The organism is Parabacteroides sp. TM07-1AC, from assembly GCF_003480915.1.
Classification (GTDB): Bacteria; Bacteroidota; Bacteroidia; order Bacteroidales; family Tannerellaceae; genus Parabacteroides; species Parabacteroides chongii.
Window position 1 is genome coordinate 171668 of sequence record NZ_QUKD01000011.1, and the last position, 17805, is coordinate 189472.

Annotated in this window: 8 protein-coding genes; 1 reads left to right on the top strand and 7 read right to left on the bottom strand. The window is 44.8% G+C overall.

Going from position 1 to position 17805, the window contains the following annotated elements:
* Window positions 1-5: 5 nt before the first annotated feature.
* The 3 genes from DXD68_RS19820 to DXD68_RS19830 are packed head-to-tail and all read right to left on the bottom strand — an operon-like array spanning window position 6 to window position 7094.
* Window positions 6-2324, bottom strand: coding sequence for an ABC transporter permease (locus DXD68_RS19820; RefSeq protein ID WP_199715775.1), 2319 nt, complete (start codon window positions 2322-2324; stop codon window positions 6-8).
* Between the two features lie 11 nt (window positions 2325-2335).
* A complete protein-coding gene (locus DXD68_RS19825; protein ID WP_122363223.1) occupies window positions 2336-4756 on the bottom strand; it encodes an ABC transporter permease in 2421 nt (806 codons plus the stop codon).
* 10 nt (window positions 4757-4766) lie between these two features.
* Window positions 4767-7094: an ABC transporter permease gene (locus tag DXD68_RS19830; protein WP_122363224.1), complete on the bottom strand. Its 2328-nt coding sequence runs from the start codon at window positions 7092-7094 to the stop codon at window positions 4767-4769.
* A 221-nt stretch (window positions 7095-7315) separates the two neighbouring features.
* Between DXD68_RS19830 and DXD68_RS19835 the strand changes: the two genes are divergently transcribed.
* Window positions 7316-10186, top strand: coding sequence for a TolB family protein (locus tag DXD68_RS19835; RefSeq protein WP_199715779.1), 2871 nt, complete (start codon window positions 7316-7318; stop codon window positions 10184-10186).
* Window positions 10187-10227: 41 nt separating this feature from the next.
* Here the strand turns inward: DXD68_RS19835 and DXD68_RS19840 are convergent, their stop codons facing one another.
* From DXD68_RS19840 to DXD68_RS19855, 4 genes are read right to left on the bottom strand one after another with little or no spacing between them, the layout of a single operon-like run.
* Window positions 10228-12597, bottom strand: a complete 2370-nt coding sequence (locus DXD68_RS19840) for an ABC transporter permease (RefSeq protein ID WP_122363226.1) — start codon at window positions 12595-12597, stop codon at window positions 10228-10230.
* 22 nt (window positions 12598-12619) lie between these two features.
* Window positions 12620-14989 (bottom strand): ABC transporter permease, encoded by a 2370-nt coding sequence (locus tag DXD68_RS19845; protein WP_122363227.1) that lies wholly within the window; start codon window positions 14987-14989, stop codon window positions 12620-12622.
* Between the two features lie 22 nt (window positions 14990-15011).
* A complete protein-coding gene (locus tag DXD68_RS19850; protein ID WP_122363228.1) occupies window positions 15012-16262 on the bottom strand; it encodes an efflux RND transporter periplasmic adaptor subunit in 1251 nt (416 codons plus the stop codon).
* A gap of 4 nt (window positions 16263-16266) precedes the next feature.
* A complete protein-coding gene (locus tag DXD68_RS19855) occupies window positions 16267-17745 on the bottom strand; it encodes a TolC family protein (protein ID WP_122363229.1) in 1479 nt (492 codons plus the stop codon).
* Between the last annotated feature and the right edge of the window lie 60 nt (window positions 17746-17805).

Genomic DNA, 17805 nt, shown 5'->3' on the forward strand with positions numbered 1-17805 from the left:
TCCGCTTATTCAGATTTAACCACTTCCGCCGGATTCTGATTAGCCGCATTCCATATGCGCCAGCCGGTACATGTGATAATGAGTAAAGCCAGTGACAGCCATATTGCCGGATAAATCCAGAAATCGATATTTGTTTGAAGGACATAGCTTTCTATCCAGGGTTTCATGATGAGGTAACCGATGGGGAATGCAATGGCAGAGGCTATCAGTAACAAGAACATATATTTCAGTAGGAATGCTTTCATGATATGACTGGTCTCTGCACCGTTCACTTTGCGTATGGCTATTTCCTTCCTGCGTTTTTCACAGTCGAGGGTGACGAGTGAGAAAACACCGAACAGAGAGATCAACACACAAACCAGGGTGACGAAATCCAACATCATCAGCAATGCGTTTTCCGATTTAAGGAATTTCTCATATTCTTCTTCCATATTGCAGATCTGGCAACTTCTGACGTTCGGATTTAATTTTTTGACCAATGTCTCCAACCTCTCTTTACAATTGTTCCAGCTTCCTTCTTGATATTTGAACAGGATTGAACCGTTGGAACTAAAATCTGTTTCTTTTTTAAATATCATAACGATAGGACTACATGGTACCGTCGGAGGTGCAATATAGAAATCTTTAATAACACCGGCTATCACCCAGTTGCTTTCTCCCTTTTTTATTGTCTTTCCGATGGGATGGTCTATGTTTAAAGATTTTATTCCGGCCTGATTGATTAATATATGTACATCGTCGCCGTCGGCAGGGATCGCACCTTCGAGAAGTTGTAATCCATAAAAATTGAAATACGCCTGGTTGCAGTCAAACATCTCGAAATTGACGGAGGCTGTAGAATCCTGGCGTCCTTCCCATTCCCCAACTGTCCGGTAGGAACGGCCGTAACGGGGAAAGATCGGTGATATATTATCAGGGAATATTTCAGTGATAAACGGGATTTTTGTTATCTCTTCTTTAAGTCCGTCTATTACAGGATATACGGAGATAAAAGCCCGGTTCGTCCGTTCCAATCCGAAATCGGCCTTGTTCAGATAATGAATCTGTTTCATCAGTATGACAGCACAGAATATAAAACAGATACTGATTATGAACTGTGTAATCATACTGATCTTCTGGAATATGTTTTTATTTCTTCCTCCGGTTGAACCTTTTAACATGGCATTCAATGTCTTTTTCCTGAAATAGTAAATCGGATATAATGATAACAAGAATGAAAAGACGGCTACGACTGCTGCATATTCGATAGCTTTCAGATATATATCCGGGTTATCCAGCTTAATATCGGATAGTTCCCGGAATGTCGGTAAAGTCAATTCGATCAAGATGAGGCCTATAAATAGAGCCAACAATAGCGTGATCGAATATTCGACTCCAAACAAGACCATCTGATTTCTGTCCGAAGAACCGCAGACTTTCCGTAAGGCTATTTCACGGCTACGCATCCGGATCCGTGTAATGAATAAAGTCAGGTAATTGAATAATGCACATAAGATAACCAATCCTCCGGCAGAAGCGAAGAGGAAAATATGTTCATATTTGACTGTTTCCTGCCGGCTGGGGCGGTCATAACGCATAGAAGTGATAGGAGTCAATACGATTTTATCGATGGAAAATGTCTGGTCCGGTTTGGTTTTATATTCCAGAAGTTTTTTTCTAAATGCTTTTATATCCGTTCCTTTCCGTAGTTTGATATATGTCTGCCAGGAAGAGACATTCCATTCCTTATCCGCCCCATTCGATTCGAGTAGTTCGAATGGTAAATTGCTATGCGTATCCCAAGCTTTAACGACTGCACATATTGATTTCTCTCCATAGATATCGAGTGTTTTGCCGATAGGATCCTCTTTTCCGAACAGTCGACTGGCGAGTTGTTCGGTAATAGCTACCTGGTTGTTATCCCGGATCATGAAATCCTTGCTGCCACTTACTATCTGTATATTGAACATCTGAACGGTTGCAGAATCGACTCCTATCTTAAAAGACTTGTATTCTTTCCCTTTATATTTGAAGGAGGTGTACCATGCCTGCATATTGCAAGCATCCTCTACCTCTGGAAATGTCGCTTTCAGGAAACCAGCCAGCGGATAAGGACTTATTTCCGACAAACCGCTGCTGTACATATATGATTCCGGTCGTACGAAATAGATTCTATCGGCACCGTCATGAAAGGTATCGTAAGTCTGCTCGTAACGTATCCATAAGGTAGACAAGGCAAAACAGGTAAAACCGATAGCCAGTCCGATGATGCTGATAACGGATTGCGATTTGTATTTTATCAGGTTGCGTATCGCCAGTTTGATATAATGTCGTAGCATATTCATAATATTTCTGTTTATTCGGATTTAATAACTTCTGCCGGGTTGATCCGGGCTATTCTCCAAAGCTGCCATATTATCGTGAAGGCAACGATTGCTGCCATAAGCAGGAATATCAGGATAAAAGGTAGAATACCGATGGAGATTCTCTCAGCATAACTTTCCAACCACGATTTTAGTAACAATATCAATATGGGAAAAGCAATGCATGCAGAAACAAACAATTGCAACAGGTTGCTTTTGCAAAACATATGAACAATTGTAGCAGGTGTCGCTCCATTGATCTTACGGATGGCTACTTCCTTTTTCCTTCTGTCGGTAGATAAAGTAACCGATGCGTATATTCCCAGTAGGCTGATGATAATAGATATTATGGAAAATATGGTTGTCAGTTTGAATATATTCTGTTCTCTACTCACATAAAAACCGGAATCATCTTTCATGGAGAAAATATAAGTTGGAGTGGCCTGATTGACATATTTGGATAGTTCGGCTTTCATGATCTCCGGAAATTCCTTCCTATATTCAGGCTTGATTTTTATTAAGCAGCTCATGTTAATACTGTTTTCAGGGAATGGCATATAAATGCAGGGAAGAACCGGGCGGGTATTCATTTCATACCGATTATTCATAAAATCTGAAACGATTCCGACCACCTGGAAATTACTCATTTCCGTACCCCAATATCTCACATTTATTTGCATGCCGATAGGATTTCGATTGAATAACCGTGCAAAAGATTCGTTGACAACTGCTTTGTCTGTTTCTTCTGAGTTGTATAAACGCCCGTCACGTAATTTTTGGTTGACAAGTTCAAAGAAAGATGGATCGGTATAGATATGGCCCATGGTGCTTTTCGCTACCTCATCACTGATCCCTTCCCACGAAAAACTTCCTTCTCTCAACTGCCAGGCTCCGGAAAATCCCATTCCGTTACGACAAACGATTTCGACTTTTGGGTCTTGCTGTAATTTTTGTAGTATTTCCGGACGGTGGGGAGTAAGCTTATCTCCGTTGAGGGATACGTCGAATGTTGAGGTTTTGTCGGTTTCACTCAGTCCGTTCGTTAGCCGGTATTCAATCAGATCGCTTTGTTGTTTGATAAACCAGGTCGTTCCCAGGAACAGGAAGCAGATAACGAGTTGTATGGATATGAATATATTCCGTAAAACACTATGGCGGCGTATGATCTGATTACTGAACAGACTTTGTATAAGGGATATCTTACCCAGATTATGAATAACGATCAGACACAGAAGCGCAATACCACCCAAACCGATAATGCTGTATTGGGTAAGAAGTTGTACTACGTAACTATTGTCTATTGAAAAATCAGGATTAAGACTGTTAATATGTGGAATGACCAGTTCTGCAATAGCGAAGCTACAAGTACAGGCTATTAGAAAGGCGATGGAAGCTTCAATGAAAAGCAGATAGAATATAGAACACTTTGTCGCTCCGTTCACTTGACGGATGCCGCATTCCTTGATCCTGTTCATCATCCGTCCGATGATGAACAGTACATAATTAAAGAGAGCTGTCAGTAGTACCAGCAGTCCGATAATAAAGAAAATAGTTCCTGAGTCAGAAAAGAAATTTCTTTTGTAGAGCGTATTACGCTTCGTCAGTGGTTTTAACTGAACAATAGATTCTGCAATTTCATTTTTATTTTTAGGATATTTCAACGTGCTTTTTTTAAGCTTTTCGTTTAGCTTGTCGATATTTATACCCGGTTTGATTTTTACGAATGAATTGAACCCGTCGTAATAGATATATCTATCGGGAGAACAGATTGCTTCATTTGTTGTATTCAGTTCGATACCGCTGTATCTTTCCAGATCACTTTGCTTTGGAAAGTTTTCGATCACTCCCCGGATGGTAAATACTTTTTGGGTATCGTCAAAATCATTAATATCGGTGAAGGTTTTACCAATGACATCCGTTGTTCCGAATAATCTATTGGCGGTCTTCTCTGTAACTAGGATAGCATCGGGCGTCTGATCTATTTCATTGGGGGTTCCATTGATTAGCCGTATATTGAAAAAGTCAAGAAAATGATGGTCGGCAAAGACAAACAACTCTTTGAAATAATTGGCTGTACCATCCGTCTTTCTGATTTCGCATAACTTCTCCGTGTAGGGTTGTACTTGGCTGTAAGCGGTAGCCGATTCTATTTCAGGATACTCCTTTGCGAGCATAGCGGAGGCAAAAGGTGAATAACTTGTCTGGGTACTTTTCTCTGTTTCTGTAAAAACGATGCATATTCTTTCTACCTCTTTGATGCTGTGATTCCAGTTTAAGTCAACTCTTAACGTATAGGAACAGATGGCGAAACAGCAGACACCAACCGCTAACCCGATGATACTGATTAGTGATTGCGTCTTATATTTCAGTAGGTTACGTATGGCCAGTTTGATATGGTGTTGTATCATATTCATATATATTGTATTATTCAAATTTAATAACTTCTGCCGGATTTTTACTTGCAGCCTTCCATATTCGCCAATATATGCAAGTGACTGTGATCATGACAAGAGATATAAATAATATCAGGTAGATCCAGAAGGAAATAGTTGTTTGTATAACATAGTTTTCCAGCCATGATTTCATGATCAGATAGCTGACCGGGAATGCGATGGCTGCAGCTACGCAAAGTAGCAATAAATATTCTCTGAAGAACAGATGGATGATGGTTCCGACTGTTGCACCGTTCACTTTACGGATGGCGATCTCTTTCCGGCGTTGTTCGCAGTTAAGAGTGACTAGTGAGAATATCCCGAAAACTGAGATAAGGATACAGACAATGGAAACGAAGTCGAGTAATTTGATCAGAGCATTTTCCGATTGCAGGAATTTGTTGAACTCTTCTTCTGTGTTATATAATCTGTAGAATGTAAAATCCGGATATTTCTCCCTGATCAATGCCTCGATCCGTTGTTTGCATTCTTTCCATTGTCCGTCACGGAAAATGAAAAGGAGATTGCCTCCGGAGTTAATAGACCAGAATAGTTCTTGTACTGTAAATACCATCGGTTTCACGGGGATAGTAGGCGAATCTTTACAGAAATCGCGTATTACCCCGATAATCTGTGCCCGGGTAGAGTCGCTTTTGAGGAAAGATTTTCCGATCGGATCTGCCCAGCCAAACAGACGGGCGGCCGTTTCGTTGATCATCACTTTCTCTTTCCGGTCGTCATCCCTTAACATAGTGCCTTTCAGTAGCTTCAGATTATAATAATTACATATTCCTTCGCCGCTGGCAATTGTCTCCAAAAGTACTTCATCGGCAGATGCAGGCTTATCATCCCACTCTTTCACCGTAATATAGCTTGCTCCGTTTTGAGGTATAAAAGAGTTGTGATTACCCGAAAGCACTTCGGTTATCATGGGTATTTGTTTTAGTTCTTCCCGCAGGCTGGCTTCGGACGATTTGGCACTGAATGTGATGGAGGCTCTTCCTCCCCGTTCCACTATACGGTCGGTATGTGATAAGTAATGTATCTGTTTGATCATCACAAGCGTGCAGAAGATGAATCCGATACTGATAATAAACTGTAAGACCAGGAAGAATTTCTGGAAATAATTCTTCCCTTTCCCTTTTTCCGTTCCTTTTATTGCTGCATTCAGCGATTGGCGGCGAAAATAATGGATAGGAAGCAGAGAAATAAGGAACGACAGTGATGCTACGAAAAGGGAATAGCCGATAGCTTCCAGGTAGATTCCGTTTGTCGTCGTTTTTATTTCGGATAATTCCCGAAAAGTGGGTAGTATCAATTCTATCAATAACATCCCGATAAATATAGCAGTCAATAGCGTTAATACATATTCTATAGAAAATAACTCCATCAGATGTTTATCTGAAGAGCCGCATACTTTGCGTAAGGCTATTTCCTTTCCGCGCATCCGTATCCGGCTGACGAACAGAGTCAGGTAATTGAACAGCGAACAAAGGATGACCAGACCGCCCGATAAGGCAAACAACAGGATGTGATTGAATTTGATGGTCGCTTCCCGGATGGGATGGTCGTATCGCATCTGTATGATCGGGGTCAGTACGAAATGTTCCAGTTTGGCGTTGTCTTTTTCAATAGTATGCTCATATATCTTTTTACGGAAAGCCTTGATGTCCGTCTCTTTCCTTAGCTTGATAAAAGTCGTCCATCCGCAGGCGTACCAGACCGGGATCGTATAATTGGCTCTTACTATTTCAAAAGGCATGTTTGTATGAGGCTCCCAGGCTTTGACCACTGCACAAATGGGACTTTCCTGACCGTATATGCTTAGTTCTTTCCCTATCGGGTTCTCTTTTCCGAATAGTTTTTCGGCAAGCTCTTCTGTGATGGCTATTTCTTTACTGCCGTTGACAAGGAAATTGGCATTTCCACTAACCAACCGGATCGGGAATATTTTCATGGAGGCGGAATCCATCTGGATCTGATAAGATAGATAAGTGATCCCTTTGTATTTGAATTCCATTTTACTGTCCGACACGTTACAGGCCTGTTCTATTTCGGGAAATGTTTCCTGCAGATAGGCTGCCAGTGGGGAAGGGGTGACTGTGGCCAAACCCTCATTACTGTTTTTGTCTTCGTTACGAACCAGGAAAATGCGTTCTGCTTCCTCGTGAAAGTTCTCGTAGGTCATTTCGTGCCTGATCCATAGAGTGGCCAGGGCAAAACAGGTGAACCCCATCGCCAAACCGATGATGCTGACGATCGATTGGATTTTATATTTTAGAAGATTGCGTGTTGCAATCAATGCATAGTGTTTAAGCATGAATACTTTATTATAATTGTAACTGAAAATACAAAAGATGTGCCAAAAGGATAATGTGTTAATAGTGTGAGTGTTATCCGGGGTGTGCTATTGGGAGTGGTGTGTGTATCCGCACGAATAGCGTTCGTTTGCGCACGATGGTAGAATTTTGCGGTAGAAAAAGTGAAGCTACTTGGTTATATTTTATAGTTTTGTGGTCTGTAACTCTATAAATAATGCGAATATTGATATCGAGATTTGCCTGTTTGGTCATCTTCTGTCTGTTTACTAGTTTAAACATGCAGGCACAATTCCTGGATTACGGTGCTGATCCGGCACGTTTCAAATGGAACATCGTTCGGTTGCCTCATTACAATCTGGTCTATCCGCAAGGAAATGATTCGATGGCTTATAAGTATGCACTTTATCTGGAGAATGCTTATCCGCATTTGCAGAAGACGATAGGTGTCGGTATGCAGAAAAAGTTTCCGGTGATTCTTCACCCGGCTAATATGTCGTCCAACGGACTGGTGTCGTGGGCACCGCGCCGTATGGAACTGATCACGACACCGTCTTCCAAACAGGATGGGGTAAGCTGGGATAAACACCTGGTGCTGCATGAATCGCGTCACGTCCTTCAGACAAGCAAGGTGATGAGAGGCTGGTTCAAACCGTTGTATTACGTGATAGGTGAGCAGGCTGCGGGAGTAGCCGCTTTCTTTATGCCGAGCTGGTTTCTGGAGGGAGATGCTGTCGGGACAGAGACTTTCCTATCGAATGGGGGAAGAGGGCGGTTGCCGGAATTTAGTATGCCTTACCGTGCTCAGATGTTGGGAGAAGGCAGGAATTATTCGTTCGATAAATGGTATCTAGGATCTTATAAGGATTATACCGGCGATTATTATGCATTGGGATACAACCTGACCTCTTTTGCCCGCCATCGTTTCGGGGCGGATATATGGGACAAGACGACTACCCGTTATGTGGACCGTTTCTTCGCAATACCTATGTTCAGTAATGCTTTCAAGCATCATGCAGGGATCAGTATCGACGGATTGTACAATGAAACATTCGATTTCTTGCGAGACGAATGGGAAAAGATGGATACGGCGGCTGTGACTCCTGCTTTCCTTTCCCCGAAACCGAAGATGTATGCTTCTTACCGTTATCCGCAGGCAGTGAACGATTCGACGATCGTTGCCGTTAAGTCGGGGATACAGGATATCAATTCGCTGGTATCGGTGACGAATGGAAAAGAGAAACGGTTGTGTTATCTTGGTACGATCAACAGCCGTTTGAACCTGGCTGGCAAACGGTTGTACTGGACCGAGATCGTGCCCGGCCTTCGTTGGACGCATGAGAATTATTCCGTTATCAAACAATATGACCTGGAGACCGGACGGGTGACAACGCTTACTCCCCGTCAGCGTTATCTGGCTCCTGCTATCGATAAGGATAGTCGTACGGCTGCCGTCTCCCGTTTTACGGTAAGTGGCGAGAATCAGTTGGTGCTGGTCGACCTGGAGACAGGGAAGGAACAACGTTATTTCACCGTTCCCGATAATGCCTTTCTGAAAGAACTGACTTATGGCGATGGCGGAAGGATAACTGCTGTGGCTGTTACTGATACCGGAATAAGCCTGCTGCAACTGGATACACAAACCGGTGCATGGAGTGAACTGTTGGCTACTACATCTGTCAACATCACAGCTCCGTTTTGGAATAACGGCAAACTCTATTTTGAGTCGGGAGCAAACGGAACCAACAATATTTATTCGTTGAATCTGCCGGATACAACCGTCTATCGTCTGACTTCTGCTCGCTTCGGGGCGTTCGACCCGACTTTCTCTCCCGGAAAGGATCGGTTGCTGTATTCAGATTACCAGGCAGAAGGATACCGTATCGGTTCATTGCCGGTCGATAGCCTGAAAGCGGAAAAGGCGGATTTGGGAGATCCTTTTCATTCTCCGCTGGTTACCTCTCTGACGGAACAGGAGCAGTTCAATCTCGATTCGGCAGAGCTGGCTCCTGTCGAGTTTGCTCCGCGTCCTTACCGGAAAGGGTTGCATACGTTTAAACTGCATAGCTGGGCACCTTTCTATTATGATGTGGCGGAAGCAATGAATACCGGTGCGGACGATTTGAGTACGATCGTGAAACCTGGTGTTATGGTCTTGTCACAGAATACGTTGAATACGGCTATTATGCAGGCGGGTTGGTATTACCGTAAGGGAGAGCATCACGGAAAGTTGTCGTTTACGTATAAAGGCTGGTTTCCGGTTATTGACATAGCTGCCGACTATGGTGGAAAAGCGTTTGATGTTAGCTGGGTGACGGATGAGAAAGGCAAAGTATTTGCACAGGGTAAAACAGTAAGGCGGACTTTATTGGAGGCTGAGGCACGTGTTTATCTTCCTTTCAATCTGACACGTAATCATTATATTCGGGGGATTCAGCCGGCTGTGGCTTACTTTTTTACCACTGATAAGTATCAGCAATATGAAAGCCGTACATACAGTAATTTCCAATATATCCTGCCGGAGGTGTTGTTCTACAGTTACCGGAAGAAAGCGTTGCGCGATATTCTTCCCCGTTGGGGATATCAGTTGCGTCTGCAATATCTGCAATCGCCTTTCAACAAGGAAAATTACGGTAGTCTGTATGCCGCCCGGCTTACGACCTACTGGCCTGGTATTCTACGCAATCACGGATTGATGGTGCGTGCCGGATATCAGTATCAGAGTGTGGATGATAAAGTCTTGTATTTGCCGAAACATCTGATCGATAAACCTCGCGGATATAATTTCATGTATCAGACCCGTCAGCAGATTGCATTGAAGGCTGATTATGCTTTCTCTATCTTTTCTCCCGACCTCAGTCTCGGACAACTGGCGTATATCCGCCGTCTGCGTGCCAACCTGTTTTACGACCTCAATCGTAACCAGGCAGCCAAGGGCCGCGACTGGACGACACAGAGTTCTTTCGGTACCGACCTGATATTCGACTGGAATGTATTCCGCATGAGCTTCCCTCTGACCACCGGTGTACGCTTGATACAGCCGATCGATTACGGCAAGTTCCAGGCGGAGGCGCTGTTTTCTATTACGTTTTAGGGGAAGAGTAGCACTACAGTGTTGATAGGGCTGTTTTTAAGTCATTCTGTTTTGATAGATATCGCCGGATTTGTCCGTGCTGCTTTCCGTATCTGCCAGATCAGCGTGAGCAAAGATATGCAGGCGGTGATAAGAAAGGCTACAGCGAAAATCCACCAGGATAACGGTGCTTTATTGGCAAAGTTCTCCATATATTTCGTGATAGCCAGCCAGGAAAGAGGTGTAGCGATGATGAAAGACAATCCCAGTAATCTGTAATATTTTCGTAATAACAGATTTATGATCGTTTCTACCGTCGCCCCGTTTACTTTGCGGATTGCTATCTCCTTATATCGCTGCTGAATATCAAAAAGAGAAAGGCTGAATAATCCCATAGAAGATATGAGGATGGAGATTAACGTAAAGACCGAATAAATCCGGGCAACCAGCCGGTCCTTTTCATACATGGCACTGATCTCGTCTTCAACAAAAGTATATTCGAACTCTCCCCCGATCGTCTTATCATGAAGTTCTTTCAGGAACTGAATTGCCTCCTGCCTGCGTCCGGGTACAATAGATGCCATGAGTTTCCCCGGCCAGAACAGTTCATTTTGTACATCTTTGAAAGTCATAACGATCGGTTGGTTATGCTGGGAGAGATGCACTACCTGAAATTCCGGAGTGAAACCCTTTATCAGCAATGAATTGACACCATCATACCCCTCTGTTTCCAGTTCCGTAGGTGCTTGTCCCTGCTGACTGAATAGCTTCCTGGCAGTTTCATTTATCAGCACTTCTTTTTCACTCTGTGGATACCGGTCTGCTGAAACCGGAATCTCATATACATCAAAGAAACTATTGTAGAGCTTCACTTGAAGCACTTCGTGCCATTCGCCTCCGAGAGCGCGCATCTTTACCCTGCTGAACGGATCGTCTGCCAACTCATACGGGCTTTCCCCATAAGAGAATGATTGGAAGAGGGGAGATGCCTGGATGGCATCCCGTATGGCGGAAGACACGGCTTCCGAACGTTTTTTGTCCTCTTCTCCATAGCTCATTTGGGAAGTGGGACGCATGAACCAGGCCTTTATAATATCCAGTGTACGGTATCCCAGGTCGGCATTCAGCATGAAGTCGAGTTGCTTCATAAAGAACAAGGAAGAGATAATCAGACAACAAGTGATCACGTATTGAGCAACCAGGAAGAGCGAGCGGCTGCCTATCTTGTTTTTTCCGGGTGTGATTCCTTGCAGTGAACGGATGGTTTGCCGGTAGCTATAGTTGAAAAACGGGTATAGCGTAATGAGTAATGGCAGTCCGATCAGCAGCCCAAGTGTTAATAATAGATTGAAAGTTGCACCGACTGTGGCGATAATATCCAACTGGTTTACCTGTATCGGCTGCGTGATTTCGATGAACACCCATCCGATGAAGAGCGCAATGGCGGTCAGTACCCAATTCTCTGCATATAGTTGGATGAAGAGTTGCATGGGGCGTGCCCCGAACACTTTCTTCATACCCAGTTCCCGCCCACGTTTGATGATGACGACTGAGCTGATATGGATGAAGTTGAACACACCGATGACTAATAGGAGTATGGCCACGAAGGTGAGTATCTTCACACTGTCGGCATTCCCTTGCCGGAATGTATCCTGCCCTTTATCGATGGCTTTATCCATATAGAGCTTGTCGAGAGGCATGACCTGGAAGAAGAAAGATTTGCTACCAGCCTTATGAAAGTTTCCCTTTAGCTTCTCGTTGATCTGCTTGCTGTCGACACCGGGATGCGCAAGAGCGATGCTGAAGTAGTTGACCGGCGGCCAACGCCATTGCAGTGCTTTGGATATAAGCACGTCGAAGTGGAGTGAGCTTTGTGTTTCCGTTTCTCCGATAATGCCTTTGATGGTTAGTATATTTCCGTTGTAGTCAAAGCTTTTGCCCACCGGATTCTCTTTGCCGAACAGTCTTCGGGCGAACTGCTGGGTGACGACGGCTTCCTGAGGAGTACTTAACAATTGTTCGCGATTACCAGCTATCAGCGGGTAATCGAGTATTCGAAGGAAGAACGTATCCGTAGCGAGAATATGTGCCTTGAATAGTTTCTCATCTACCTTAATTTCCGTATTACTGATGGAGACAAAGGAGGTTCTTTGTTCTATCTCCGGAATATCCAGCGGGTTGACGTAATTTTTCTTTAGAAGTGCGTTATCTGTCGTAAAAAGAACAGCTTTCTGTTTCTGGTCTCCCCAGTGGCGTACACTCAGAAACATCCGTTCATGATTCTTATTGAAATGATCGGTCGTCGCTTCACTATAAACATACCGGCTGATAATGATCACGCAGGCGAGGCTTAATGCCAGACCGAGTACATTGATAACGGTATATAAGCGGAAACGCATCAAGGAGCGTATGGCAAGCAGAATGATTTTCATGTCATTAAATTGTAAAGTTCGTTTATTCCGATTTCATTGCTTTAGCCGGATTGGTCTGTGCCGCTTTCCGTATTTGCCAGATCAGTGTCGCCAAAGATATACCGGCTGTAATAAGCAGGGCGACGGCAAAGATCCACCAGGAAACAGGTGCTTTGTGGGCGAAGTCCTCCAGATACCGGCTGATAGCCAGCCAGGCGATCGGTGCCGCGACCAGGAAGGCTATTCCCAATAGCATATAATATTTCAGCAGAAGCATCTTCATCATGGAGAATGTAGTTGCTCCGTTCACTTTGCGGATAGCGATTTCCTGATAACGTTGCTGTACGTCGAACAGGGAAAGTCCGAATAATCCCAGCGAAGAAATAAGGATGGCAATGATCGCAAAAACAGTGTAAATGCCCGTGACCTGTTTATCCTTGTCGTACATATTGCGTACCTCATCCGACACGAAAGTATACTCAAATTCATCCCCTTCCGTCTCTTCATATAATTGTTTCAGATAAGCAATAGCCTCCTGTTCCTTCCCGTCAGGAATATAAGCGATGAAGGGGTGGCGGGGATCGTCTTCATAATAATAAAACATCATCGGCAAGGTCGCTTTGGACAAATGACCGGTACTGAAATCTTTTACGATGCCCACTACGTTGTATTTCGGGGTTTTGTTGAACTCTTCCATCGAAGAGAAAATGAAAGGACGCTCAGCTTCCAGAACCGCATTGTCCGGACTTTTTATATTGAACACTTTTTGTGCCGTCTCATTGATAATGACGTTGCAGTCCGTGTATGATTCGTTTCCTTTGTTCCATAACCGTCCGTCCTTCAATTGGATATTGAAGAGTTTGAAGTAATCATCCGAAACACTTTTGCAGACGATGTCTTTGAATTCTCCTCCCGGCACTTTGATGGGAGTCGTATAATGCGTGTCGCTGCACGGCGGTTCACCGAATATAAAAGGATCGAATAGGGGGGAAGTACTTATTCTCTGGTGGATTAACTTAGCCTTCCGCCGGGCTTCTTCCGCCTCTTTTTCGGAATTGGGTGAATGCAGGAGCTGTGCTTTCAGGATGTGTTCCGTCCGGTATCCCAGGTCTGCATTCAGCATGAAGTTCAGCTGCTTGATAAAGAAGATGGAAACGACGATCAGTGTGATGGTGATTGTATATTGCAACCCGAGAAAGATGGAACGGGATACGGTAGACCCTCCGCTCCGGTTGATGGAACGCAACGAAGTGATCGGCGCAGAATAATTGTAACGTATGAACGGATAGACCGATGTGACGACCGGCAGCAGGAACAGTATCCCTAATGACAACAGGATACTGAATGACATGTTGGAGATGAAGGGTATCCCTAAAAGTCCGTTGACAAAATCCCGGCTCAGTTCAATGAATATCCAGGCAATGAAAAGGGCGATGGTAGTCATAAACAGATTCTCCAGGTATAGCTGCACGGCTACCTGCCTGATGTTTGCTCCGAATACTTTCTTCATGCCGAACTCCCGGGCACGTTTCAGCATCAACACGGTATAAATATTCACAAAATTGAATACACCGACAATCAGCAACAGCATGGCAACGATCGATAGGATGACGATATGGGAATGATTCCCTTTTTGGCAAGCGTCGTAGTAACAGCGTATCTGTTTGTCGAAATAGAATTTCTTTAACGAATATAGCTGCATGCGGATACCTGATCTCCAGGATTGTACGTCCGTATAATGATCCAGCCGTTTATTGAGCGCGTCTGCATTCGTGTTGGGTTTGAGGCGCACCAGCTGGGTACTAAGTCTTCTCCAGTTCTCTTGTAGCCCTGCTGATACCAGCAGGTCGAACGGGTAGGATACGTGTGTCCCCGGTTCATCGAGGATACCAGTTACGGTCGCGATGTTTCCGGAAGCATGTACGATCGTTTTGCCTATCGGATCGGTATCCCCAAATACTTTTCGGGCAAAATCCCGGGTCAGTACTGCCTCATCCGGTTGGGTGAATAACGTATTGCGACTGGACCTCAGGATGGAATAAGTGACTATTTTCAGATAGTTGCTGTCTACTGCCAGTAGCCTGACATTGAATTTCTTGTCATTATAGCTGATCCTGTCTTGAGCCATAGGGATAAACGTACTGCTTATTTCCACGGCTGCCTCGGACTCTATATCCGGGAGTGCCTCGTCTGAACGGCTGGCAATAAAAGGTTGTTTGTCAGTATTACGATCCAGTACGGTATAATAAACCCTGTCCAGGTCTTTGATAAAATGGTCGGTGTTGACCTCCCTGTGGATGTATCTGCATAAGATGATCACACATGCCAGGCTCATCGCCAATCCGAGGATGTTAATTAGGGTATAGAGTCGGAAACGGCTCAATGAGCGTATGGCAAGTAATATTATTTTCATGGTATCTGCTTTTCTTCTTTTTTTATTTCAGGATCAATTCTTCTGCATCGCCAAAAGTACTATATCCGGTGACAATAACCTTGTCGCCTGCTTGTAATCCGCCGGTGATCTCATACTGCTGCGGATTCTGGCGTCCGATGCTGATATTTACTTTGCGGGCTTTTGTACCGGCTTCATTCAGCTTATAGATCCACTGGCCGCCGGTAGTCTGGAAGAAATCGCCCCGAGGGATGACCAGTGCCTCTTCCGGCTGTCCCAGTTCGACCTGTACGCGGAAACTCTTACCGATACGGACATTATCGGGAGATTCGCCGGTGAAGACGAGGTCGACATCGAAATTACGGTCTTTTACTTCCGGTACAACTTTGGTGATACGCAGCGGATACTTCTTTCCCTGCCAGGTAATCGTTGCAGGAAGACCTGTCGTGATGCGGTCGATATAATATTCACTGAGTGAAGTATGAATCTTGAACTGGTCGAGTACCTTGATCTCGGCAATAGCTTCGGTGCTTTGTACCTGCTGTCCCGGAGTTACTTTAACGAAACTGAGCTGTCCTGCCAGCGGGGCACGGACGATCAGGTTCTCCATACGTTCCTGGGCACGGTCGAACTTCTTTCGTTCCCGTTCCAGGTCGTTCTTCATCAGTTCACGGCGGAGGATCGTAGCGGCACTGTCGTGGCGGAGACCTTCCAGTTGCAGGGCCGTACTTTGTGTTTTATATTCAAATTCATCGCGCTGTACTTCCAGTTGTGCCTTGCTTTTCACACCCATACGGAACTCCTCTTCATCGAGGGCAAAGCTCTTTTTCAAGCGGTTCAGTTCGTAGGTCGTTTGCAGTGTCTGTTTCTGCAGATCCAGGCTTTTCTGTTCCATCTCTATCTCTTTTTCCTGGTAAGAGATCAATTGTTTTTCCCATTCGTCGCGCTGGTCGTCGATGGTACGTATCAGGTCCGGGTTGTTCAGGACCAGGATGGTGTCGCCCTTATCCATCATCGTTCCTTCTTCAGCAACGATACGCTCGACACTACCGGCTTCCCGGGCATTTATCTGGATGGTCAGAATGGGCTGGACGACACCCTCCACATCGACATATTCGAGGAATTTATCCGCCAGTGCTTCACCGATGATGAGGTTGTCGGCTTCCGTGCGTAGTTTCCTTCCTCCCGAGGCAACGATAGAAACGTACACTAAAAGGATAATAAAGGCTGCACCTCCGGCAATATGCCAGCGATAACGGTAATATACGGGTTTCTTTTCAATAGGTTTATCCATTATCTTATTTCATTAATTGTTCGTAATCGAATGTCAGTTCTCTGTTTTTCTCGAAGTCGTATCCGGTCATGCTGCGCAGGCCGTAATAGAGGCTCCAGTAATTATATAAGGCAGAGATGTACTCTCGTCGTGCCCGATCTTTTTCGCTGATAGAAGCGTTGAGGTCGAGAATACTTGATTTACCGAGGATGTATAACTTTTGTGCCACATCGTTTCTGCGTTGAGCCGTCTGATCTGTCTTTTGTGCGATGGTCACTTTATCAGCTTGCAGATTAAACTGTTTGACCATCTTGATGACGTTCAGTTCGAAATCGTTGCGTGACTGTTCTACTTCCGTGTATGTCTTGTCTCGGTTACTGAGAGCTACTTTTACCTTTCCTTTACCGACACCCCAGTCGAGGATCGGGATGCGTATACCCAGGGTGACCAGTTGCTGGTCTAGCGGATTCCGATAGGCCTCTTTCAGTTTTTCATTGGTCTGTGTCAAACCGAATTGCATATAAAGGTCGGCTTTGAAACCGCGTGAGGCTTTTGCCTGTGCCACGGCGCTTTCACTTTCCAGACGGCGACGTTGCAGATATTCAGGTTCGGGGTTATTGGCGTAGGCCAGTTCCAATGCCTGTTTTACTTCAACGCTGAAATGAGGTATTTCTCCGTTGACATCGGCCACTAGTTCGGAGGCGTTGTTGATGCCCAGATAACTACGTAGCGATTGGATGCAGTCGTCCACTTCGATGCGGGCATTCATCACATTGGTCTGTTCGGTCAACAGGTTCAGTTCCAGTTGCAACATTTCGTTTTCTGTGATTGTACCTATATTATACCGTCCTTTGGCATATTGGAACAGGGTGTCGGCATTCGCATAGTTGTATTGTGCGATCTCCCAGTTAGTTTGTGCGGTAGCCAGTTGGAAGAACTGTTGGGTTGCTTGTGCGGCAACCAGTTCAAGTGTTTCCACCAGATTCTTTTTGGATTCGGCATAGCGGATAGGTTCGACTTTTCGATCCCACTTGAACTGATTGTATCCAAACAGGTTTTGTTCATATCCTATTACTACCGGTGTACTGTTATATGAACTGGTTTTTTCTGAAAACAGGTCCAGCCGTTGTAAAGCGGTTTTTACGAAGAGGCTACCCCCGGTAAACGGAATATTCTGGTTGATCGTTAAACCGGCATCTATCATTAACTGATTGCGATGTACGAAACTTTCCCCTCCGTCGGGCAAGGTAACCGAGCTGATCGACCGGTTCAGCGAAGGATCGGAGGTGAAAGTAAGACTCGGCAACATGTTTGCCCGGTAGGAACGCCAGTTCCAGTAAGAAGCCCGGAAAGAATGGCGGGCGGCGATGGCCTGGGGAGATTGCTCCTGGGCGATGCGTACTGTCTCTGACAAGGTCAGGTGTAGTGTATCCTGCGAGTGAGCCGGGAAAGTGGCCAGTGCGGCAAGGAGTATGGATACTATGTAACTCTTTATCTGTTTCATGCCAAATAGGATACAAATAGTATGCCATGTTTGTAATCTGCTGATTTGTAGAAAGTAATA